Annotated in this window: 19 protein-coding genes and 2 riboswitches; of the genes, 16 read left to right on the forward strand and 3 right to left on the reverse strand. The window is 41.3% G+C overall.

Features of this window, described 5'->3' with window-relative positions:
- The first annotated feature begins 18 nt into the window (after positions 1–18).
- From JOC33_RS12305 to JOC33_RS12325, 5 genes are all read left to right on the forward strand, one after another.
- Entirely contained in the window at positions 19–1,026 is a 1,008-nt protein-coding gene (locus tag JOC33_RS12305; RefSeq protein WP_205092817.1) for a proline racemase family protein, read from the forward strand.
- A gap of 134 nt (positions 1,027–1,160) precedes the next feature.
- A riboswitch (SAM riboswitch) is annotated at positions 1,161–1,266 on the forward strand.
- Between the two features lie 98 nt (positions 1,267–1,364).
- The gene (locus tag JOC33_RS12310; protein WP_205092818.1) at positions 1,365–2,690 is read left to right on the forward strand and encodes a Na+/H+ antiporter NhaC family protein; all 1,326 of its coding nucleotides are present in this window, start codon (positions 1,365–1,367) and stop codon (positions 2,688–2,690) included.
- A 208-nt stretch (positions 2,691–2,898) separates the two neighbouring features.
- Positions 2,899–3,594 carry a DUF459 domain-containing protein gene (locus JOC33_RS12315; protein WP_205092819.1) on the forward strand — a complete coding sequence of 232 codons (696 nt, stop codon included), beginning with the start codon at positions 2,899–2,901 and terminating at the stop codon, positions 3,592–3,594.
- A gap of 225 nt (positions 3,595–3,819) precedes the next feature.
- On the forward strand, positions 3,820–4,668 hold the full coding sequence (locus JOC33_RS12320; protein WP_205092820.1) for a manganese catalase: 849 nt from the start codon (positions 3,820–3,822) through the stop codon (positions 4,666–4,668).
- A 198-nt stretch (positions 4,669–4,866) separates the two neighbouring features.
- Positions 4,867–5,703: a deoxyribonuclease IV gene (locus tag JOC33_RS12325; protein WP_205092821.1), complete on the forward strand. Its 837-nt coding sequence runs from the start codon at positions 4,867–4,869 to the stop codon at positions 5,701–5,703.
- A gap of 97 nt (positions 5,704–5,800) precedes the next feature.
- Here the strand turns inward: JOC33_RS12325 and dapA are convergent, their stop codons facing one another.
- A complete protein-coding gene (gene dapA / locus JOC33_RS12330; RefSeq protein ID WP_205092822.1) occupies positions 5,801–6,688 on the reverse strand; it encodes a 4-hydroxy-tetrahydrodipicolinate synthase in 888 nt (295 codons plus the stop codon).
- A gap of 134 nt (positions 6,689–6,822) precedes the next feature.
- Positions 6,823–7,001, reverse strand: a riboswitch (Lysine riboswitch).
- A gap of 181 nt (positions 7,002–7,182) precedes the next feature.
- Between dapA and JOC33_RS12335 the strand changes: the two genes are divergently transcribed.
- From JOC33_RS12335 to JOC33_RS12345, 3 genes are all read left to right on the forward strand, one after another.
- Positions 7,183–8,103, forward strand: a complete 921-nt coding sequence (locus JOC33_RS12335) for a VanW family protein (protein ID WP_205092823.1) — start codon at positions 7,183–7,185, stop codon at positions 8,101–8,103.
- Between the two features lie 51 nt (positions 8,104–8,154).
- On the forward strand, positions 8,155–8,325 hold the full coding sequence (locus tag JOC33_RS12340; RefSeq protein ID WP_205092824.1) for a hypothetical protein: 171 nt from the start codon (positions 8,155–8,157) through the stop codon (positions 8,323–8,325).
- 88 nt (positions 8,326–8,413) lie between these two features.
- A complete protein-coding gene (locus tag JOC33_RS12345; protein WP_205092825.1) occupies positions 8,414–9,220 on the forward strand; it encodes an alpha/beta fold hydrolase in 807 nt (268 codons plus the stop codon).
- A gap of 467 nt (positions 9,221–9,687) precedes the next feature.
- On the opposite strand, the gene JOC33_RS12350 is transcribed toward JOC33_RS12345, so the two are convergent.
- On the reverse strand, positions 9,688–10,068 hold the full coding sequence (locus JOC33_RS12350; RefSeq protein ID WP_205092826.1) for a RidA family protein: 381 nt from the start codon (positions 10,066–10,068) through the stop codon (positions 9,688–9,690).
- Between the two features lie 124 nt (positions 10,069–10,192).
- Here JOC33_RS12350 and JOC33_RS12355 point away from each other — a divergent pair, with 124 nt between their 5' ends.
- Positions 10,193–11,401: an MFS transporter gene (locus tag JOC33_RS12355; RefSeq protein ID WP_205092827.1), complete on the forward strand. Its 1,209-nt coding sequence runs from the start codon at positions 10,193–10,195 to the stop codon at positions 11,399–11,401.
- A 150-nt stretch (positions 11,402–11,551) separates the two neighbouring features.
- Here the strand turns inward: JOC33_RS12355 and JOC33_RS12360 are convergent, their stop codons facing one another.
- On the reverse strand, positions 11,552–11,734 hold the full coding sequence (locus JOC33_RS12360; RefSeq protein ID WP_205092828.1) for a hypothetical protein: 183 nt from the start codon (positions 11,732–11,734) through the stop codon (positions 11,552–11,554).
- Positions 11,735–11,847: 113 nt separating this feature from the next.
- Here JOC33_RS12360 and JOC33_RS12365 point away from each other — a divergent pair, with 113 nt between their 5' ends.
- The 7 genes from JOC33_RS12365 (at position 11,848) to JOC33_RS12395 (ending at position 20,492) form a co-directional block, all read left to right on the forward strand.
- Positions 11,848–13,338: a spore germination protein gene (locus tag JOC33_RS12365; protein WP_205092829.1), complete on the forward strand. Its 1,491-nt coding sequence runs from the start codon at positions 11,848–11,850 to the stop codon at positions 13,336–13,338.
- Positions 13,331–14,446: a GerAB/ArcD/ProY family transporter gene (locus JOC33_RS12370; RefSeq protein ID WP_205092830.1), complete on the forward strand. Its 1,116-nt coding sequence runs from the start codon at positions 13,331–13,333 to the stop codon at positions 14,444–14,446. Before JOC33_RS12365 ends, JOC33_RS12370 begins: the two co-directional genes overlap by 8 nt.
- Positions 14,439–15,524, forward strand: a complete 1,086-nt coding sequence (locus JOC33_RS12375) for a Ger(x)C family spore germination protein (RefSeq protein WP_205092831.1) — start codon at positions 14,439–14,441, stop codon at positions 15,522–15,524. The genes JOC33_RS12370 and JOC33_RS12375 overlap by 8 nt, the downstream gene beginning before the upstream one ends.
- Positions 15,525–15,708: 184 nt before the next feature.
- Complete coding sequence (locus tag JOC33_RS12380; RefSeq protein WP_205092832.1) at positions 15,709–17,043, forward strand: phenylacetate--CoA ligase family protein; 1,335 nt, start codon at positions 15,709–15,711, stop codon at positions 17,041–17,043.
- Between the two features lie 281 nt (positions 17,044–17,324).
- On the forward strand, positions 17,325–18,473 hold the full coding sequence (locus tag JOC33_RS12385; protein WP_205092833.1) for an acyl-CoA dehydrogenase family protein: 1,149 nt from the start codon (positions 17,325–17,327) through the stop codon (positions 18,471–18,473).
- A gap of 94 nt (positions 18,474–18,567) precedes the next feature.
- A complete protein-coding gene (locus tag JOC33_RS12390) occupies positions 18,568–19,722 on the forward strand; it encodes a thiolase family protein (RefSeq protein ID WP_205092834.1) in 1,155 nt (384 codons plus the stop codon).
- Positions 19,723–19,724: 2 nt separating this feature from the next.
- Positions 19,725–20,492 (forward strand): SDR family NAD(P)-dependent oxidoreductase, encoded by a 768-nt coding sequence (locus JOC33_RS12395; protein WP_205092835.1) that lies wholly within the window; start codon positions 19,725–19,727, stop codon positions 20,490–20,492.
- Positions 20,493–20,530: the final 38 nt, after the last annotated feature.

Consider the following 20,530-nt stretch of genomic DNA (forward strand, 5'->3'; position numbering starts at 1 on the left):
ATTTGAGGAGAGAAAAAAATGAATTTTACAAATGTAGTACAAACAATCGAGACTCATACATTCGGTGAACCGACCAGAGTAATAAATGGAGGATTATTAAAACTTCCGGGTAATACAGTAGCGGAGCAAAGAGACTATATGGCTGAACATTATGAATGGTTTAGGAATTCATTAATTCAAGAACCTAGAGGACATCGGGATATGTTCGGTGCCATTCTGCTCCCTCCTTTGAGGAATGATGTTGATTTTGGTGTAATTTATATGGATAATACTAACTTCTTAAATATGTGCGGCCATGCCACAATTGGGGTAGCTACAGCTATTGTAGAAACAGGATTAGTGAAAGTAAAAGAACCTGAAACGGAATTGGTTCTGGAAACGCCTGCAGGGCTGGTTTATCCTACTGTAAAAGTTAATAATAATCGAGTTGAGTCGGTAAGATTCAAGAATGTTCCTGGTTTTCTTGAAAAACAGGATGTAGCAATTCATGTAGAAGGGTTAGGGGAAATAACAGTTGATATCAGCTTTGGAGGTAATTATTTCGCTTGGGTAGATATCGATCAATTAGGGGAGGAACTCCATGTTTCTAATGGATCCCGATTAAAATCGATTGCAAAGCTAATAAAAGCAGAAGTCAACAAACAGGTGAAAGTGCAGCACCCAACTAAACCATATATAAATAAAATTGATATTGTGACTTTTTTCGGAAAGCCGACTTTACCCGAAGCTACTTATAAGAATGTCCACGTTTTTAGTGATCGTCAGGCAGATCGTTCTCCTGGAGGTACCGGTACTACTGCCATGGTGGCAAGGAAAGTAGGAAGAAAGGAAATGGAGATAGGGGAACAGGTGGTTTGTGAAGGTTTTGTAGGAGGAACATTTATTGGAAAAGCACTAGAGAATACAAAACTGGGTGACCAGGATGCTGTAATTACAGAAATTACAGGCTCAGCATTCATAACCGGCTTTAACAATATTATGATTGATCCGCATGATCCATTTAAACACGGTTTCATAGTTGATTAAAGACACACCCCGGGAGAACCAAATATTGGTTCTCCCGGGGTGTTTATTTTTTTCTTGAAATTCTGATTGTTTTGTTGTAAAGTTGGAAAATAGCTGTTCTTAAGTGAGCAATTATTATTAAAAATCGAATATTTTTCTTATCAAGAGAAGCAGAGGGACTGGTCCGATGAAGCTTCAGCAACCTCCTTGAATGGAAGGTGCTAATTCCAGCAAGTTGTTCGATGACTTGACAGATAAGAAGGCGAATATTACCAACCTTCTTGTGTGTGCAAGGAAGGTTTTTTTATTGCGTTAAACTGAGTAAACGAATCGGTATTCAATGACTGGAGGTTTTTTAGATGCAACAAGAGCTTAATAAGGGTAATCCGCTCGCCCTGATTCCATTTGGTATTTTTATCTTATTATTTATTGGTTCTGGTGTTATTACAGGTGATTTTTATAAAATGCCTGTGCTGGTAGCATTATTCACTGCTATACTGGTTGCTTTGTTCATGAATCGTAAAACGGATTTTCAAACAAAAGTGATGCAGGCTGCAGAAGGAGGCGGTCATCCGACAATCATTTTGATGGTCATCATCTTTCTTCTTGCTGGGGCTTTTGCCTCTGTTGCTGAAGGGATGGGGGCAGTCGAATCAACCGTTAATCTGGGATTGACATTTTTACCCCAAAACCTTCTGGTTGTAGGGCTGTTTGTGATAGGCTGCTTTATTTCTATATCCATGGGGACTTCCATGGGAACCGTTGTTGCGTTGGCGCCAATCGGGCTAGGTGTTGCGGAACAGACGGATATCAGTGTGGCCATCACCATGGGGGCAGTTGTCAGTGGTGCCATGTTTGGTGACAATCTATCCATTATTTCAGATACGACGATTGCATCTGTTCGTACACAAGGTACACAAATGAAAGATAAATTCAAAGCTAATTTCTTTATTGTCCTGCCTGCAGCAATTGTAACCGCAGTATTATTCTGGGTTCTTACCTCTGACGCGACTGGAGGCATGGGAGGAAACCATCCATTCAACTTTATAAAAGTATTACCTTACCTAGCCGTCCTGATTTTTGCAATAGTTGGTGTTAATGTCATCTTCGTCTTGATAGGTGGCACAATTTTTGCCGGAATAGTAGGGATTGCGTTAGGCGATATTACTTTTGGAAAATCAATTGAACTGGTAGGCAGTGGTTTTACAGGAATGCAGGAGTTGTCTATGATTGCGATTCTTCTTGGATGCCTTGTGGAGTTAATCCGACGGAATGGCGGTATTGACTTTTTGCTTTATACCATAACCAAGCGGATAAGTTCCAATAAAGGCGGAGAACTTGGCATAGCAGCGTTAGTCAGCACAGTGGATCTATCGACTGCCAACAATACGATCTCCATTATAACTGCGGGACCATTAGCAAAGCAGATTTCTGAACGTTTTTCCATTGATCCGAAAAGGTCAGCAAGTCTTCTTGATATTTTCGCAAGTACCTTCCAGGGACTTATCCCTTATGGAGCACAGTTACTTGCGGTATCTGGAGTGGCAGGCATTTCCCCTGTTGCTATTACTCCATTCTGCTTTTATCCAATGCTGCTCGGTATTTCAGGACTTCTCGCAATCGCATTCGGCCTCCCGAAATTTACTCGTACGGAAAGCAAAGAACAAGGGGAAGCAGTTTCATAAAGCTAATTTGGAAAAAGGCGATAGGACAAGATGTTCTATCCCTTTTTTTATACTTTAAAAAGTTTTACTTTGTTAAAGGGTTAAAGTAAAAATAATACTAAGGCACTCGCCATATGAACTGGGCAACAAGCCAAGTTTTTCTAAATGGTTTTATCCCTTATAGTAAAGGGAAGTTGTTACTCCTAGCATGTTTTTAGGAGGATCTGAAATGCGTTATATCAGTTTATTCATTACTATAGCCATCGTTTTTGCCGGTTTAATATTAATAAAACAGAATCAGACTGCTGATAGTCTGGAGGAGGAAGAATTAGTGGCTTTAGGTGACTCCTTGACTTATGGGGTAGGAGAGGCTGGACATGGGTATGTCGATGATTTACAGCATAGTTTTTCAAAAAACCATCCAGGCAGACTGGTAGTACACAACTATGGCATTCCTGGACAGCAATCGGATGGATTACTGCTTCAGCTTCAGAAAAAACAAGTTCAGAAGAGCATAGCTGACGCGGATTATATTATTATTTTTATCGGAACGAACGACCTGCTCAAACATAACGGCAATGATTTGCATCCTATTTATGAAAAAAAGATTCAGAATGGAAAAGCCGATTACACGAAGAATGTAAAAAAAATCCTTACTTTCATTCGAAAAGAAAACCCGGATGCTCCAGTTCTTTATCTTGGTTTGTATAATCCATTACCAGACAACCAGAAAATAGGGGGGATTGTAAAAAAGTGGAACGATACAAGTAAAAATGTAATCAGTGAATATCCCCGAACAAAATTCATTGCTACAGATGAGATCTTTAAGGAAAAGTCAGGTGAATTTTTCAGCGATGCCCTTCACCCGAATAAAAGGGGATATCAGTTAATTACTAAAAAGATCATAGAGGAATATGATTTTTAAGCCAGTGAGAAAATGGTCCTCACTGGCTTTTTATAGATTGTTTAAAGAATCATGATGCATGAAGTCACATAGGCGATGAAGGCGAGGGCGATAATTGTTCTGGCACTAATTTTATCCATAATTACTAAAAATCATTTCCTTCCAATGGGCATGTAACAACCAGTGCATGGAAAGATAGGTAGGAAAGCCTTAGTTTCAGATCAACTTGTTAAAGGAGAAAATATAATGTTTTACCATATAAAAGAGCTTCAATATAATGCAAAGCCTTCCCAGCCAGATCCGGTGTATGCTAAAAAGCTGCAAGAAATACTGGGAGGCCAATACGGAGAAATGTCTGTCATGATACAGTACCTCTTTCAAGGATGGAACTGTCGGGCGGATAATAAGTATCGGGACATGCTGTTGGATATAGGTACAGAAGAAATGGCACACGTTGAAATGATTGCAACGATGATCGCCCAGCTGTTAGACGGTGCTCCTGTAGAGGACCAGGAGTTTGGCGCTCAGGATCCAATTGTCGCCTCTGTACTAGGAGGAATGAACCCTCAACATGCCATTGTAAATGGTTTAGGAGCCCAGCCCAATGACAGTGCCGGTTACCCATGGAATGCCAGGTATACCATCGCCAGCGGCAACCTGTTGGCTGATTTCCGGGCAAACTTGAATGCAGAGTCTCAAGGACGGCTGCAAGTGGTACGCTTATATGAAATGACTACAGACCCAGGAGTAAGGGACATGTTGTCATTCTTAATCGCCAGGGATAAAATGCATCAGAACCAGTGGATGGCAGCTATTGAAGAACTTGAGCAGTCACAAGGTTCAGTCGTACCATCAACGTTCAGTCCAGATCATGAAATCCAGGATGTTGCTTATTCCTTCATGAACTTTTCGGAAGGGGAAGAAAGTCGTACAGGACGTTGGGCTACTGGTACATCGATTGATGGGAAGGCTAATTTCGATTACGTCCAAAATCCGGAAGCGCGTGGGCAAAAGCCTGCACTCACACCTGCACCACCTTATATGCATGGTACACCTCCGGTAGAGGTAAATATTCATCCGGAAAATATTCAATGACATGAAAGAAGCTGTCCCATCTTTTGGGACAGCTTTGTCCTTATTCATCTAAAGGGGGAGTGCTGTGTACATACGCAGGGGCAGGTTTCAGCTCTTGTTTCCCGCCATCTTTTGAAACTGACGATAAAGACAATTCGGATGACAATGATGTATAAGGGAAAAGTAATTCTAATAAAAAATAGGGAAGGAAGGATTGCCGTGCGCTTTGGAAGCCATGTTTCTATACAAGAAGGGTACTTAGGGGCTGCAAAACAAGCAAATGCTTTGAATGCCTCTGCTTTTCAATACTTTCCCAAAAACCCTCGAAGTCTGTCAGTCAAAGAATATAATCAAGAAGACGCTATACAATGCCAAACATTTTGTGTACAAAATGAGCTGCTTTCAATCGCTCATACTCCATACCCCACGACACTTACACCGACCGATGAAAAAAAGAAACAAATGGTGATTGCTTCTTTGTTAAATGACTTGGAGATTGCTGAACTATGTGGCTCGTTGGGTGTAGTTGTACATTTTGGCAAACAAGTCTTCAGAAGTGATCAGCTTGCCAGTTATCGATTAATGATTGAAGTACTTAATGAGGTGCTTGGACGTTGGGAGGGGAAATGCAAAATCCTGATCGAAAATCTGGCGGGTAAGCCTGGGACAATGGGGACGACTTTCGAGGAACTCGTTCGGATTCGAGAATTATCTGATTACGCTGATAAAATCGGGTTTTGTTTTGATACATGCCACGCCTTTGCCAGTGGATTATGGGATGGGGACAATTGGGAAGTTTTATATGAAAAGGGAGTGGAACTTGGTTATATCAACTATTTAGAGGCTGTCCATCTAAATAATTCCAAATATGAATCAGGATCAGGGAAAGATCGTCATGCCAATATTTTTGGCCCTGGACATATTTCAGAAAATCAATTTGAAGAACTGTTAGGTTCGGAATTATTTTCGGAGATACCATTTATCTTAGAGACTCCAAAAGAACATGTTCCTCATAAAAAAGAAATACAGCAGCTTAAGGAGAAGTGGGGAAGTTAAATTGAATATTGACTTGAAATCTTTTTTCTAATCAAAAAAACGCCCAGGACAAAAGGAATGGTATTCCTTTCATCAAAGGCGTTCTTTTATTGGTGATTTATCCCGCAGCTTCTATTTTGTTTTGCGGCAAAGCCTTTCCAAGTATACTCATTTCTTCACTTGTCAAAGGTACAAGCGGCAGGCGGACTTCACCTACGTAGACGCCCATCATATTCAGTGCAGCTTTCACAGGAGATGGACTTGGTGCGGCAAATAGGGCTCTCATAACTGGAAGAACATGGCGATGGATATCACCGGCACGGTGGACGTTTCCGTTTAGATAACTTGAAATCATATCCTGCATTTCATTCCCGATTACATGGGATGATACAGAGACAATTCCTGCCCCGCCAATAGCCAGGACAGGCAATGTTAAGCCGTCATCGCCACTGTACAGTGTGAATTCATGTGAGGTATTGCTGATGATTTCTGCCATGGCATCCAAGTTTCCGCTTGCTTCTTTTACGGAGACAATATTATCGATTTCAGAGAGTTTTACAATCGTTTCTACAGTCATATTGACAGCGCTTCTTCCTGGAATGTTGTACAGCATGACTGGAAGTGTCGTTGATTGAGCGATAGAACTGAAGTGTTGATATAGCCCTTCCTGAGATGGCTTGTTATAGTATGGAACTGTTAACATGACAGCATCTACACCTGTTTCGGCAGCTTGTCTTGTCAGTTGGATCGATGCTCTTGTGTTATTGGAACCTGTTCCTGCAATCACTGGCACTCTTCGGTCTGCAGCTTTTACCACACATCGGAACAAAGCAAGCTTCTCTTCTGTCGTCAAGGTCGGCGTTTCTCCAGTGGTTCCTGCTACTACCAATCCATCCGTTCCATTGGCAATCAAATGATTTACCAATCTTCTTGTTGCATGAAAATCAATCTCTCCATTCTGGTCGAATGGGGTAACCATTGCTGTTAATACCTGGCCAAAGTTCATTACCTTCACACCCTTTGTAAAATTTTTGAAGCTTTGAGGTGATCAGGGCCATTCGGAAGTTACCGCAAATAAAAAAACAACAACGAGGGTTCGCTGTTGCTGTAGAAACGATTTTTTAATTAAACCGTTCCATTGCGTCAGATAGCCCTCCATATAGTTTCCTATATGACAGTCCTGTGTTTTTTCAACAGCAGAACCAGCATGGAGAACATGAGATTCTCTCCGCTTCGGCAAATACCCCTTTTCGCAACGGTCGCGGGATCCCATTCTCCTCACGCTGCGTACTGATGGTGTTTGCACCTCTATCCTCACTTCAATGTAATGAAGTAAGAAAAATATTTAATTGATTGTACTTTACCAGATATTTCTCTCAAATACAAGAGTTTTTTCTGGAAATCACTGTGAAAATTATGATTAAGACGAAGAACCGGCATAAAAAATGTAGTACATGATAACTTGCTTTTTACTCATACTAGCAATGGGAGGTACAAGATATGAAAACCGTCATTGTTTTGCTGTTACTGATGTCACCAATGCTTGAATCAAATAACTTAATACTTACACATGATGGGGAAGAGATTTATACCTCACCGCCTGAACAATTGCTTCCACATAATATCCTGTTTCCATTTATCGATCAACTCAAAATCGATAATGTAATAGGGCAAGTGCAAGAACAAGTTGCTAAAGCCCCGGTAGATGCAAAAATAGGGGAATCAGGAGAAATAGTCCCTGAACGGGTTGGATATGAACTTCATAGAAAAAACTTCATGAGTAAATTATACAATTATCTATATGAGGGTGGAAAAAACAGGTTTGAGGTTCCTTTACTACCAATTCATCCTAAAGTGGACAGGGAATTGCTTGCCAATATCCGAACTCAGCAGATTGGCCATTATGTTACTTATTTCAATTCGCATAATAAAGAACGATCCCATAACATCAAATTAGCAGCTAAAGGCATTGACAGTCATGTTGTCTTCCCGGGTGAAACATTTTCGTTCAATAAAGTTGTCGGAAAAAGAACGAAAGAGAAGGGGTATAAACCAGCACCGGTAATTGTCAAAGGAGAAGTGACAGAGGGTATTGGCGGAGGAATTTGCCAGGTTTCTTCAACACTATATAATGCTGTCGATAATGCTGGGGTAAAAATTAAGGAAAGATACTCGCACAGTAAGCGTGTGCCTTATGTTCCTAAAGGCAGGGATGCGACTGTGAGCTGGTACGGCCCTGATTTCACTTTTAAAAATGATTATAATCAGCCCTTGCTGCTTCGGGCAAAAATTTATGGAGGGCAGCTCAGTGTGTCTGTCTATTCTTCAGATGTCATCGATTTTAATTCCCGTAAGATACCTGGAGCTTCAAAAAAACTGCCAGATGAGATTCACCTGGATTCTCATGATAATGGTTTTTAGGTTAATTGGTGAGGCGAAGCAAGACCTAATGAAAAAAGGAGGGAAATGTTTGTGGAATATAAATTTGCAGAATTGACGGAAGAACAAACCAGGAAGATAATGGAATTAGAAAGTGAATTAGGTCATATTTTGATTGCTTATGATAATGGAAGGCATGGATATGCTACATCTGACGAAAAAGTAGACTACTACACGCTGCTTCATGGAACAGTGGAAGAATAATTTTTACAGCATGCAGCACGAATCATTAAGTAAAGAAATCAAGCATAAAATTGATGGGTGAAAACTTTACTTTAAAGGAGACGTTGCCATGCCTTATCTCGAGATTGAAAAAGGAATGCACCTCTTTTATGAAGATGAAGGGGAGGGCAAGCCCGTTATTTTTATCCATGGTGTCTGGATGAGCAGTCGTTTTTTTAAAAAACAGCTTCCATATTTTCGTGAAGGTTACCGAGTGCTCGCCCTCGATTTGAGGGGGCATGGCAAGTCGACACATGCCGACTCCGGACATACAGTCGCCAATTATGCCAAAGATTTAAACGTATTTATTCAGAAGCTAGGCTTAAAAGAAATTACCCTTGTCGGCTGGTCGATGGGAGCTTTCGTCATATGGGAGTATCTTCATCAATTCGGGGAACAGAATGTAAAAGCAACAGTTATCGTTGATGAGCTTGCTTCTGATTTTAAATGGCCGGACTTTGATATTGGAGCATTTGATCTTCCAGGATTGACTGGTATGATGCAGGGGATACAAACGAATCAGGCAGAATTATTGAAAGGGTTTCTGCCATTAATGTTCAAAGAGGAAGTACCAGAAAGAGAGCTTAGCTGGATGCTTAAAGAGACATTGAGTGTGCCTGCATCAATAGCCAGTGCCATTCTCTTTGATCAGTCCATTATTGATTGCAGGCAGTATCTCGCTGCCATAAATGTTCCGACATTGCTATGTTTTGGCAGGGAAGAAAAACTGATACCAGTAGCTGCAGGGGAGCATCTCCACCGTGAAATTCGAAACTCTACTTTGGAAATTTTTGAGGGTAGTTGTCATTGCCCGTTTTTGGAAGAGGCGGAGCGATTCAATCAGGTAGTTGATGGATTTATTCAATCGTTAGAGTGAGTAAATAGAAGCTACGGTGTATCAATGATTTCGTTTTAATATTGAGAGTAACATTAGTTATCAAATAGTTCTTCACCAGCTATATCTAAAGGAGAAGTAATAGCTTACTGTTGGTTATGAAGGCAGGATGCTCGCTGATTAGTATACGCTCGCTCAGGAGTCGAATATGCTCGCCAGAAAGCTTACCGGCGGATGCTTTCCGCGGACACTGGCTAAAGCTATGGTCAATAAGACCACTTCCAAGCTGATCTAAGGGGCGTTCCGCAGGCTTCACCGTCCCTCATTCGATTTTACAACTCACACTGCCGGGTCTTGAATCACCCGTTTTCCTAAGGAGCCCGCAGTCAAACCGAAAAAGGCCTTCACCTAACTGACACCAGCTAGGTGAAGGCTATTTATTATGTTATCCTGAGACAGATTAAGCTTGTCGGGGGTGAGCAAGGCGCTTGCGCTTTTGATCTATCCCCTTATGATTTTACCGCAATTGCTTCGATTTCTACCTTTGCCCCTTTTGGCAGTCTGCCTACTTCAACAGCAGCTCTTGCCGGGAAAGGTTCACTTAAAAAGCTGGCATATACGTCGTTTACAACCTTGAAGTCATCCATGTTATCAAGGTAGATGCTGGCCTTTGCAATATGCTTGTAAGAAAGACCTGCTTCCGATAAAATGGCACCTATATTTTTCATTACCTGTTCCGCTTGTTCCTTCACGTTATCGGATACAAATTCCATCGTATTAGGATCGAGGGGGATTTGTCCGGAAATGAAAATCAGGTTTCCCACATCTGCTGCCTGGGAATATGGGCCGATAGCAGCTGGGGCTTTGTCTGTAGCGATAGGTTTGAACATGGGTTTCACTCCTAATTATTAGTGTCATACCTATCCTAACATGACTGTTTATACTCCTGAAATTGATATAAATTCTTTTTATCGGGAATACAGCTTACATACAATATCCAGGAAGTGAATCGAAATGCCATCACAAAGAACATTCGCCAATGAAAAACAAGGCTATTCCACAAATGACAAGGCTTTTTGGCAGGCCCTTATCGCGCTTACCGTAGCTTCGATCATGACTTTTTCCAATATCTATATGATTCAGCCGATTCTTCCCCTTTTTTCCCGTCAATTTGATGTATCACCAACCGCATCCAGCCTGCTGGTTTCGTTGACGATATTATCATTGATAATCGGATTATTATTTTTTGGACTGATTTCTGATCGTTGGGGCAGGGGCTGGCTGATGAAAGCGACCATTCTTGGATCAATGCTGCCACTTTTGGCAATGATTTTTGCGCAGTCTTTCAGTCAGTTGCTGGTACTCCGGTTTATTCAAGGTTTTTTTGTGGCAGGATTACCTGCTGCTGCAATCGCATATATAGGAGAAGAATTTGAAGAACGAAGTGTCAGAATAGGTATTGCTTTTTATATCGCAAGTAATGCAGTTGGGGGGATGTTTGGCAGAGTTTTCGTCGGGTACCTGACAGATGTTACTTCCTGGCAGACGGCATTGGGGCTGTTGTTCGGCATAGAGGTGATTTTCTTTGTGGCGTTTATGAGTCTATTGCCAAAATCCAGAAACTTTGTAACAAGTGAACTTCCAATTAAAGAAGATTTGACAATGATGTTCATTCATTTGAAAAATAAAAACCTCATTCCGGCTTTTTACATGGGGGTTGTCATCCAACTTATCTTTACAGGAATATGGACTTACTTGCCCTTTTATCTGAACGGCGAGCCTTTCACGTTAACGATTGGATCGATTACACTTGCGTATTTCGCTTATGGGCTTGGCATGCTCAGTTCGCCTATTGCCAGCAAACTTTCCTTGTCATTTGGAATAGATAAAATTGTTACAATCAATGTTTGTTTAATGTTTATCGGTTTAATGATGACTGCTGTACCATCCGTTACGGTCATTTATCTAGGCTTGGGAATATTGTGTCTAGGGTTTTTCGTCGTCCATTCCATGATTGCGTCATGTGTGAACCAACAGGCCAGGCATCATAAAGGGGGAGCATCAAGCTTATATCTTGTCAGCTATTACATTGGTGTCGCAGGTGGCGGTACGCTGACGGGATTTCTATGGGATTTTCTTGGTTGGTACGGTGTCCTCATATTATCACTCCTTATAATTCCTGGGCTTATATGGGGGAAATCCACTTATCTGAAAGCCTCCTGACTATTACTATTTCCCGGGAAATTTGTCTAATCTAATCGAACGTCTCTGTAATAGCGTCCACTAGGGCGCTATATTTTTATTAGTTTCAGTGGATGAGCAAGTCGTTTAGCGTTTTTGTTCCATCCAGACCCGGTGCTTGTGCTCTGGCTCTCAGGTTTTCTGTGAGCTTCTTTTTTCTCTCACTTCTTCAATATAAAGAAGAATAAAAGGAGAGATTGTCAGCCAAACAAGAAGTATAAACAGAAAGAGTTTTGCTACCCATCCCAGCAATAATAAGACAGAGAGGAAAAATAAAACAAGTAGTGCAAGCGGAACAATATATGCCAGGATCATTTTCTCTCCTCCTTCAGAAATTATGTTATTTATCTTGCCCATTAAAAGAATAACTTATAATCCTCAGGGCAAGAATAGAGATTAGAAGAGTTTCTTCAATGAGGAGTATTCGTATGGTACGGGAGAGAAGAAGTAGAAATCAATCAAATAGCAATCAGGGGAATGTTCATTCCTTTTATAAAGCATTAAAAGAGTCGAATGACTTTGAAATTTATACACTTACAGGAAAAACGAGTTGTGTCATTTCCTATTTAAGCACCATTAGCGAAATCAAAACATTAAATGAATCAATTCTTCCAACACTAAAAGGAAAAGAATTTCAAAGTTTAGAGGAAATAAAAGCAAACATCCCAGTTGAAAATATAAGGATTTCGGAAAAGGCGGAAGACATCAAAGATAGAGTGCTGAACGGGCATATTGCCATACAAATGTCTCAAAAAGATAAACAGGCACTTCTGATACCAGCCTTTTCCACGAAAGGCAGAAAAGTCGGGATACCTGAAGTGGAATTCAGTGTGGTTGGACCGAAGGAAGCGTTTGTGGAGTCGTTGGAGGTAAATGTTAACCTGATTAGAAAACGTCTTCATACTCCAAATCTTATCATGAAAGAAGTCAAAGTTGGGACAGTTACTAGTACACGTGTTGCAGTTTTATATATTGATGGAATCGCTAATCCGAAAAACGTGCAGACAGTCATTCAACGGTTAAAAGATATAGATTACGACCAGATTATAGACAGTTCATTTGTAACACAAATGATTGCGGATAATTCAAATTCTCCTTTTCCGCAATTATTAGATACAGAACGACCGGACCGGGTAACTGAAGCGCTTGTGGAGGGGAAAGTTTCTGTACTTGTTGACGGCTCTCCTCACGCCTTAACATGCCCGACAACGATTGTAGAATTTTTTGCGGCATCCGATGACTATTTTCTGCCTTGGCATTTGGCCACTGTTTTTCGGCTGATCAGGCTGTTTGCCGTAATATTTTCCGTGTTAAGTACACCATTATATGTGGCTATTCTGACACATCATCATGAAATGATACCAGAAGAGCTTTTGGCTACCATCATTTCATCGCGTGCTGATATCCCTTTTCCGCCAATACTTGAGGTAATCATTCTCGAACTTGCGATTGAATTACTTCGGGAGGCAGGAGCAAGGCTTCCTGCTAAGATCGGTCAAACAATCGGTATTGTGGGGGGTATCGTTATTGGGACGGCAGCAGTTGACGCCGGACTGACGAGTAATGTTCTTTTGATTATTGTTGCTTTAAGCGCGCTGGCATCATTTACTACACCAGTTTATCAAATTGGTAACACTATAAGGTTAATACGTTTTCCGTTTATTATAGGGGCCCAGATGTGGGGGTTAGTAGGTGTTTCTATGGTAATGGTTTTCTACATCGGGCACTTGATCAAGCTTACATCAATTGGGAACCCGTTTTTTGCACCACTCTATCCTCTTCGTTTTACAGATTTGAAAGATGCGTTCATCCGTTTACCGTTTGATAAGCAATCCAAACGTCCGGTTCAGACACGTCCAGTGGAATCGACCCGTTTTGATCCTAGAGAAACCAATAAAAAGAGGGATATTGATGAATAAAATTACACGCTCGCAGCCAGATGCGAATGTGCCTGAAAATTTGTTGGTTACTCCACTTTTTGCCTTATTCCTGATTAACGCGATGCAAGTTGGAGTGGGTATCCTCGGTTTTGAAAGTTACATTGCAAAAGACGCAGGTTATGATTCCTGGCTCAGCATTTTAATTGCCGGGGCTGGAATCCATTTGCTGCTGTGGATGATTTATCAAATCTTGCATGACACCAATGGGGATATCGTTTCTGTACACAGAGAGGTTTTCGGTAAATATTTGGGAGGGTTTCTCAGTTTCATATTCAGTATATATTTATTTTTACTGTCACTGGTGGTTTTCAGGACATTTATAGAAGTAATTCAAGTATGGATTTTTCCACGCCTGCAGCTTTGGTTTTTCACGGCTGTCACTCTTTTACTTATTTTTTACCTTGTCCATGGAGGTTTTCGACTAATAACTGGTCTTTGTGTAATTAGTGTATTGCTGACGCTTCCATTGTTATTGTTGAAATTTTTCCCTATACAGGCAGGGGTAGTGACCAATCTGTATCCCCATATTGACCATAGTATATTGGAACTGCTGAAAGCTGCCAAGACCAGTGTGCTTGGTTTTTTAGGAATCGAGCTGCTATTTGTTTTTTATCCTTTTATAAAGAATCCAAATAATTCAAAGAAATGGGCGCATTACGGAGTGTTTTTGACGATTTGTATTTATATGGTAAGTGCCCTTGCCTCTTTCATCTATTTTAGTGAAAAGCAATTAGAGCAAGTAACATGGGCGACTATTTCTTTATGGAAAATAGTGGAATTTCCTTTTATAGAAAGATTCGAATATATCGGTGTAGCTATATGGCTTTATGTTGTTATACCCAACATCTGTCTCGCGCTTTGGGCAGCGAGCAGGATACCAAAACGGATATTTAAAGTGAAACAGATCTATGCAGTAGCTTGTTATTGTGTTCTTCTTTATATAGGATCTATCTTGTTGAATGAACGTCGGGAATTGGAATTCCTGAATACGTTTGCCAACTGGATCGGGTTTTATATCCTGATGTATATTCCTGTACTATTTCTATTAAAAAAACTGCGAGGGATAAGGAGAAAAGCCGATGAATAGATTATATTTACTTTTTATCGTCAGCTTTATGCTTATTCTCAGCGGCTGTGCTTATTCCTACAGTGTCGAGGATCGTAACATTATACAGATTGCGGGTTATGATTATGTAGATGAGGATCGGATAAAAGCAACTGTTTCTATTCCACAATTCGGTCGAGGGGAAAAGAAAGGTACATCCACCGAACTTACTAAATCGGCTGTCGGCAAGTCAGTAAAAGAAGTACACGAAGGTATCCAGCGTAAATTATCCAAACCTATTTCCATTGGGAAACTGGAACTATCCATTTATGGTGAAGAGCTTGCCCGAAATGGGCTGGAGGAGATAATTGACGTATTAAGTCGTGAGCCAGAGATTGGAAGAAATATCTTACTGGCTATAGCGGATGGTAAAGCTTCGGATATAATAGAAACCCAGTATAGTAAAAGGGAGGATACTGCCAAGTTTGTAACAGGAATGATCAAGCAGAACACAATGCACAGCAACTTTCCGGACACCAATTTGCATAAGTTTCTATTTGCCTTTTATGCCCAAGGAATGGATGCATACTTACCATTGGTAAAGAGTGAAGGTGATGATGTGAAGCTGGAAGGAATCGCATTTTTCAAAGCTGGGAAGTTCGTTCATACGGTTCCTTTTGACAAAAGTTTTATATTTAAATCCCTGGTTCAAAATTTCAAAAAGGGAACAAAAGGAATTGACTTTAAAGGCGAGCATGTTGTATTGGAGAATATTGGTTCACAAGTCACTTATCGGGTTGAGGGTACCAGGACAAATCCAGTCTTTAAAATAAATATCAAGATGAACGGTTTTGTCAATGAAGTAGAGAATATTCACCTTAAATTAAAGGGGAAAGTAGTTCAGGACATCGAAAAGGAATTTGAAAAGCATTTAAAGCGCGAATCGGAAGCTATGATAAGCAAATTTCAGGAAATAGGAATCGATCCGTTGGGATTAGGGAATGAGCTGAAAAATCGCCGAGGGAAGTTCAGTAAACGAGAATGGAAAGAAATGTATCCAAGAATACCTATAAAAATCAAGGTGGATGCAGAAATAATTGAATCCGGTATATCAGCATAGGTGATGCCTGGACCTCCATTAAGTGGAAGTTCCAGGTATCTTTTTGTTTTCAGAAAATTCCAAAATGATGTTGACTTTTAAAGGTTTTAAAGGTAGATTTAGTGTTAAATAACATTAAAATTACATATCGTTAAAAATCCGTCACAGTTAATTGGTGTTATTAAAAAACTGGGAGGAGATACTGTTGATTTTACACGGAAATGAAAGCGCTTCACCTGAGGAGATGGAAAAATTACAGTTAAACAGACTTAGAAGCACATTGCATAGAGTGTACGAAAAGGTTCCTTTTTTCAGAAAAAAATTTGCGGAATTGGGGATAGAACCTGATCAGTTTACTTCTCTTGGGGATATCCATAAACTGCCTTTCATGGTCAAATCCGACCTTAGAGATCACTATCCGTTCGGTCTGTTTGCGGTCAACAAGTCCGAATTGGTTCGTCTCCATGCCTCTTCAGGAACGAGCGGGAAGCCCACTGTCGTAGGCTATACTGAAAAAGACATTAAAATGTGGTCGGAATTGGTAGCACGGTCCATTGCAGCGGCAGGAGGAAAGCCGGGAGAAGTGTTGCATAATGCATACGGGTATGGATTATTCACCGGAGGACTTGGACTCCATTTTGGCAGTGAATTGCTTGGCATGGCGACGGTTCCGGTATCCGGAGGGAATACCGATCGCCAAATTGCACTGATTGAAGATTTTCAGCCGACAGTCATTTGCGGAACACCATCTTACTTGTTGAATATCGCAGAGAAAATGGAAGGACAAGGGAAAGATCCAAGAAAAACATCATTGAAATACGGAATTTTTGGTGCAGAACCCTGGTCAGAGGAAATGCGCAGAACATTAGAAGAGAAGTTCTCCATCAAAGCTTGTGATATCTATGGGTTAAGTGAAGTACTTGGGCCAGGAGTTGCAATTGAGTGTCATGAAGTCCAGGATGGTCTTCATATCGCGGAAGATCATTTCCTTGCTGAGGTAATCAATCCGGATACACTGGAACCTGTGCCTGAGGGGGAGGATGGGGAACTTGTGTTTACAAGCCTTACAAAAGAAGCTTTCCCTGTTATTCGTTATCGCACAGGGGATATAGCCTCGTTGCAAAGGGGAAAGTGCGCCTGTGGGAGGACAACTATTAAAATGTCACGTGTAAAAGGCCGCATTGATGACATGCTTATCATTCGTGGTGTAAATGTATTTCCGTCTGAGATTGAGCATTTCCTTTTAACTGTAGAAGGAATTGTGCCACATTATCAGCTGCATATGCAAAAAAGCGGCAGTATGCAGCATGTCGAACTTCATGTTGAAGTCGATGATACTTTTTATGCTGATATAGATATGGACTTGAATCACTACAATGTGAAGATACTGGCAAATCGTGTACAGAGGGTAATGAAAAATAATTGTCTCATTTCCGTAGATGTTAAAGTTGTAAAGCCCAAAACTATTCCCAGGTCAGAAGGGAAAGCTGTACGGATAATAGAAAAGACTTCAAATAAAGAAGAAACATTAAAAACATAACGAGTTTTTTTAATACACTAAAAATGTATGAAATTTTTGCAGAGTCTTTACACGTAGTGAAAATTTATAAGGTCTAAAAATAAGATTAAATAAAGACAAATGAATGCGAGTTTATTAAACAATGAAGAAATAAGATCCTTACACAGAGCCATGAAAGCAGGTTCTGTGTTTTTTTGTTTTTAAAACGGAAATTTGGTGTAAGACAGTACTTCTGTTCATTTCTTAAATAAGGTAAAATGAACATAGTCAGAATTTTCATACAACTGGGTGGAGGGATGGGAATGAGAGCTGCCTATCTAAAAGAAGAACATGAGATATTAAGGCGTTCCCTGCGGAGGTTTTTAGAAAAAGAAGCCTATCCACATTTTGAACAATGGGAAAAGAATGGCGAAATCCCGCGTTCATTCTGGAGAAAGATGGGGGCACAGGGGTACCTTTGTCCATGGCTGGAGGAAGAGTATGGAGGTGTGGGAGCGGACTTTGGTTATTCTGTTGTCATAAATGAGGAACTGGAAAGAGTGGGGACAGGGCTGATCGGTATAGGCCTTCATAATGATATTGTCGTTCCTTATATACATCAGTATGGAACGGAAGAACAGAAAAAGCGCTGGCTGCCAGGATGTACATCAGGGGATTTCATTACCGCTATCGCTATGACCGAGCCGGGTGCCGGTTCAGATTTGGCTGCAATAAAGTCAAACGCCTCCAGGGCTGGTGACCATTATATTTTGAATGGCGAAAAGACGTTCATCACCAATGGTATTCATGCGGATCTTGTGCTTGTCGTCTGTAAAACAGATACGAAAGCAGACCCGCCGCATAAAGGAATCAGCTTACTTATGGTAGAAAAGGGTACGGAAGGGTTTAAGAAAGGCAAGCAGCTGAATAAGGTTGGTCTTCACAGCCAGGATACGGCAGAACTGATTTTTGAAGATTCCAAAGTACCGACGGACAATTTAATCGGGAAAGAAGGAGAGGGTTTTTATTACCTGATGAAACACCTTCAGCAGGAGCGCCTGATTGTTGCCATTGGCGGCATAGCTGCATCAGAAAGAATGCTCGAACTCACTATCAGCTATGTCAAAGGGAGAAAGGCTTTCGGTCAAAGCATCGCTTCTTTTCAGAACACCCAGTTCAAATTGGTAGAACTGCAGACGGAAGTGGAAATTGGGAGGACGTTTCTTGACCGGACAATTACTGCCCATATGAATGGGCAGGATGTCGTAAAAGAGGTTTCAATGGCCAAGTGGTGGATCACCGAGCTCACAAAGAAAGTAGCATCAGAATGCCTTCAGCTCCATGGGGGGTATGGCTATATGGAAGAATACGAGATAGCAAGGAGATTTCGTGACGCCCCAGTTGCAGCCATTTATGCAGGGTCGAATGAAATTATGAAAACAATCATCGCAAAGAAAATTGGTCTCGTATGATACAAAAGGGCAGGGATACAGATGATTACTGGCGAAAGGGGAGTAAATAGAAGTATTTTATAAGCAGACATTCGAGTGACGGGAGGAGAAAGCAATGAGAGAGGTTGTGATTGTAGAAGCTGTCCGTACACCTGTTGGCCGCAGAAAAGGACTGATCAGCAGTACTCGGTCAGATGAACTACTGGCTGAAGTTTTGAAAGAGGTGGTAACAAGAGCGTCTGTCGATCCAGCTATCGTAGAGGATGTCATTGCTGGATGTGTCACTCAAGTCGGTGAGCAGGCAGGTGATGTGGCGAGGATCGCTGCGTTGATTGCTGGTTTTCCTAAAGAAGTTCCCGGGGTTACCTTAGATCGGCAATGTGGATCGAGTCAACAGGCGATACATTTTGCAGCCCAGGCTATAGCGAGCGGCGATATGGAAACTGTCATTGCCTGTGGAGTTGAAAATATGAGCCGAGTCCCGATGTTTTCCAACATGATAGGAACAGAGCATAGTGAAAAGCTGACAGATAAGTATGAAATCATAAATCAGGGGTTATCAGCTGAACGTATTGCTGAACACTGGGGTTTTACAAAAACAGACCTCGATCAATACTCTTTAGAAAGCCACAAGAAAGCGCTTACCGCTATAAAAGAAGGTAGATTCAACAAGGAAATAATGCCATTAATTATCTGCGATGAGGAAGGAAAGCAGCTTGAAGTAAGAAAGGATGAAGGGCCGAGAGAAGAAACCTCCCTTGATATACTTGCCGGCTTGAAGCCGGTCTTTAAAGAAAATGGAAAAATTACAGCAGGAAATTCAAGCCAGATAAGTGACGGGGCTGCCGCACTTTTGCTCATGTCCAGAGAAATGGCAGATAGATTAGGTCTAAGTCCACGATTCAGAATTAAAGCCCGTGCTGTCATCGGGTCCGATCCTACCTTGATGCTGACAGGTCCGATACCTGCCACGTATAAAGTTTTACAAAAAGCCGGGCTTTGTATAGCTGATATGGATCTTTATGAAGTCAATGAAGCATTTTCCCCTGTCCCATTAAGCTGGCTTAGAGAAACGGGGGCAGATCCGGAGAAACTGAATGTCAATGGGGGAGCTATCGCATTAGGTCACCCTCTAGGTGCTACAGGCGCAAGGCTGATGACAACATTAGTCCATGAACTTGAACGGACAGGAAAGAGATTTGGTCTTCAGGCTGTATGCGAAGGAATGGGGATGGCAAATGCAACAATCATCGAACGTTTGGAGGGATGAGTGTGGAGCTTTCAAATTGTACTGCCATAGTAACTGGGGGAGCTTCAGGGCTTGGGGCAGCAACCGTAAGGAAAATTATTTCTTCAGGCGGTAAAGCTGTCATAGCTGATCAGAATGAAGAAAGTGCGGCAAAGTTAGCCCAGGAATTAGGGCAGCGTTGTTTATTTCATGCTACCGACGTGACTTCTGAACAGGACATTCGGGAAGTTCTGGACTTAACGAAGGATCAGTTCGGGGAAATCCAGGCTATCGTCAACTGTGCAGGAATCGTTATAGCTGAAAAGGTGGTCAGTAAAAAAGAAATACATGATTTAGAACGGTTCAGCAAAGTGATAGAAGTCAACTTAATTGGTACGTTCAATATGATTCGGCTGGCAGCAGAACGAATGAAGGATAATAAACCTAATGAGGAGGGGGAACGCGGAGTAATTATCAATACTGCTTCGATTGCAGCATTTGAAGGACAAATTGGCCAGGCAGCTTATAGTGCTTCTAAGGGCGGAGTATCCAGTATGACGCTTCCGATTGCAAGGGAATTTGCCCGCCATGGCATTCGGGTTATGGCAATTGCGCCTGGATTATTTGAAACACCAATGTTCGCCACCTTACCGGAATCTACGAAGGAGTCTCTTGGAAAAATGACACCTTTTCCGCAAAGGCTTGGTTATCCGGAAGAATACGGTGAATTGGCAGCTAGTATCATTACTAACCCAATGCTAAATGGAGAGGTAATTCGGCTGGATGGAGCGATTCGCATGCAGCCCAAGTGACTAATTACCCGTATAAGTAACCATTAAATTTCTGGGGA

The organism is Thalassobacillus pellis (assembly GCF_016908295.1).
In the GTDB taxonomy this organism is placed as follows: Bacteria; Bacillota; Bacilli; order Bacillales; family Halobacillaceae; genus Thalassobacillus; species Thalassobacillus pellis.

Bases quoted from the DNA above. Each gene is read 5' to 3' on its own strand.
- JOC33_RS12305 (WP_205092817.1), top strand. From the start codon at position 19: ATGAATTTTACAAATGTAGTACAAACAATCGAGACTCATACATTCGGT.
- JOC33_RS12310 (WP_205092818.1), top strand. From the start codon at position 1,365: ATGCAACAAGAGCTTAATAAGGGTAATCCGCTCGCCCTGATTCCATTT.
- JOC33_RS12315 (WP_205092819.1), top strand. From the start codon at position 2,899: ATGCGTTATATCAGTTTATTCATTACTATAGCCATCGTTTTTGCCGGT.
- JOC33_RS12320 (WP_205092820.1), top strand. From the start codon at position 3,820: ATGTTTTACCATATAAAAGAGCTTCAATATAATGCAAAGCCTTCCCAG.
- dapA (WP_205092822.1), bottom strand. From the start codon at position 6,688: ATGAACTTTGGCCAGGTATTAACAGCAATGGTTACCCCATTCGACCAG.
- JOC33_RS12335 (WP_205092823.1), top strand. From the start codon at position 7,183: ATGAAAACCGTCATTGTTTTGCTGTTACTGATGTCACCAATGCTTGAA.
- JOC33_RS12345 (WP_205092825.1), top strand. From the start codon at position 8,414: ATGCCTTATCTCGAGATTGAAAAAGGAATGCACCTCTTTTATGAAGAT.
- JOC33_RS12350 (WP_205092826.1), bottom strand. From the start codon at position 10,068: ATGTTCAAACCTATCGCTACAGACAAAGCCCCAGCTGCTATCGGCCCA.
- JOC33_RS12355 (WP_205092827.1), top strand. From the start codon at position 10,193: ATGCCATCACAAAGAACATTCGCCAATGAAAAACAAGGCTATTCCACA.
- JOC33_RS12360 (WP_205092828.1), bottom strand. From the start codon at position 11,734: ATGATCCTGGCATATATTGTTCCGCTTGCACTACTTGTTTTATTTTTC.
- JOC33_RS12365 (WP_205092829.1), top strand. From the start codon at position 11,848: ATGGTACGGGAGAGAAGAAGTAGAAATCAATCAAATAGCAATCAGGGG.
- JOC33_RS12370 (WP_205092830.1), top strand. From the start codon at position 13,331: ATGAATAAAATTACACGCTCGCAGCCAGATGCGAATGTGCCTGAAAAT.
- JOC33_RS12375 (WP_205092831.1), top strand. From the start codon at position 14,439: ATGAATAGATTATATTTACTTTTTATCGTCAGCTTTATGCTTATTCTC.
- JOC33_RS12385 (WP_205092833.1), top strand. From the start codon at position 17,325: ATGAGAGCTGCCTATCTAAAAGAAGAACATGAGATATTAAGGCGTTCC.
- JOC33_RS12390 (WP_205092834.1), top strand. From the start codon at position 18,568: ATGAGAGAGGTTGTGATTGTAGAAGCTGTCCGTACACCTGTTGGCCGC.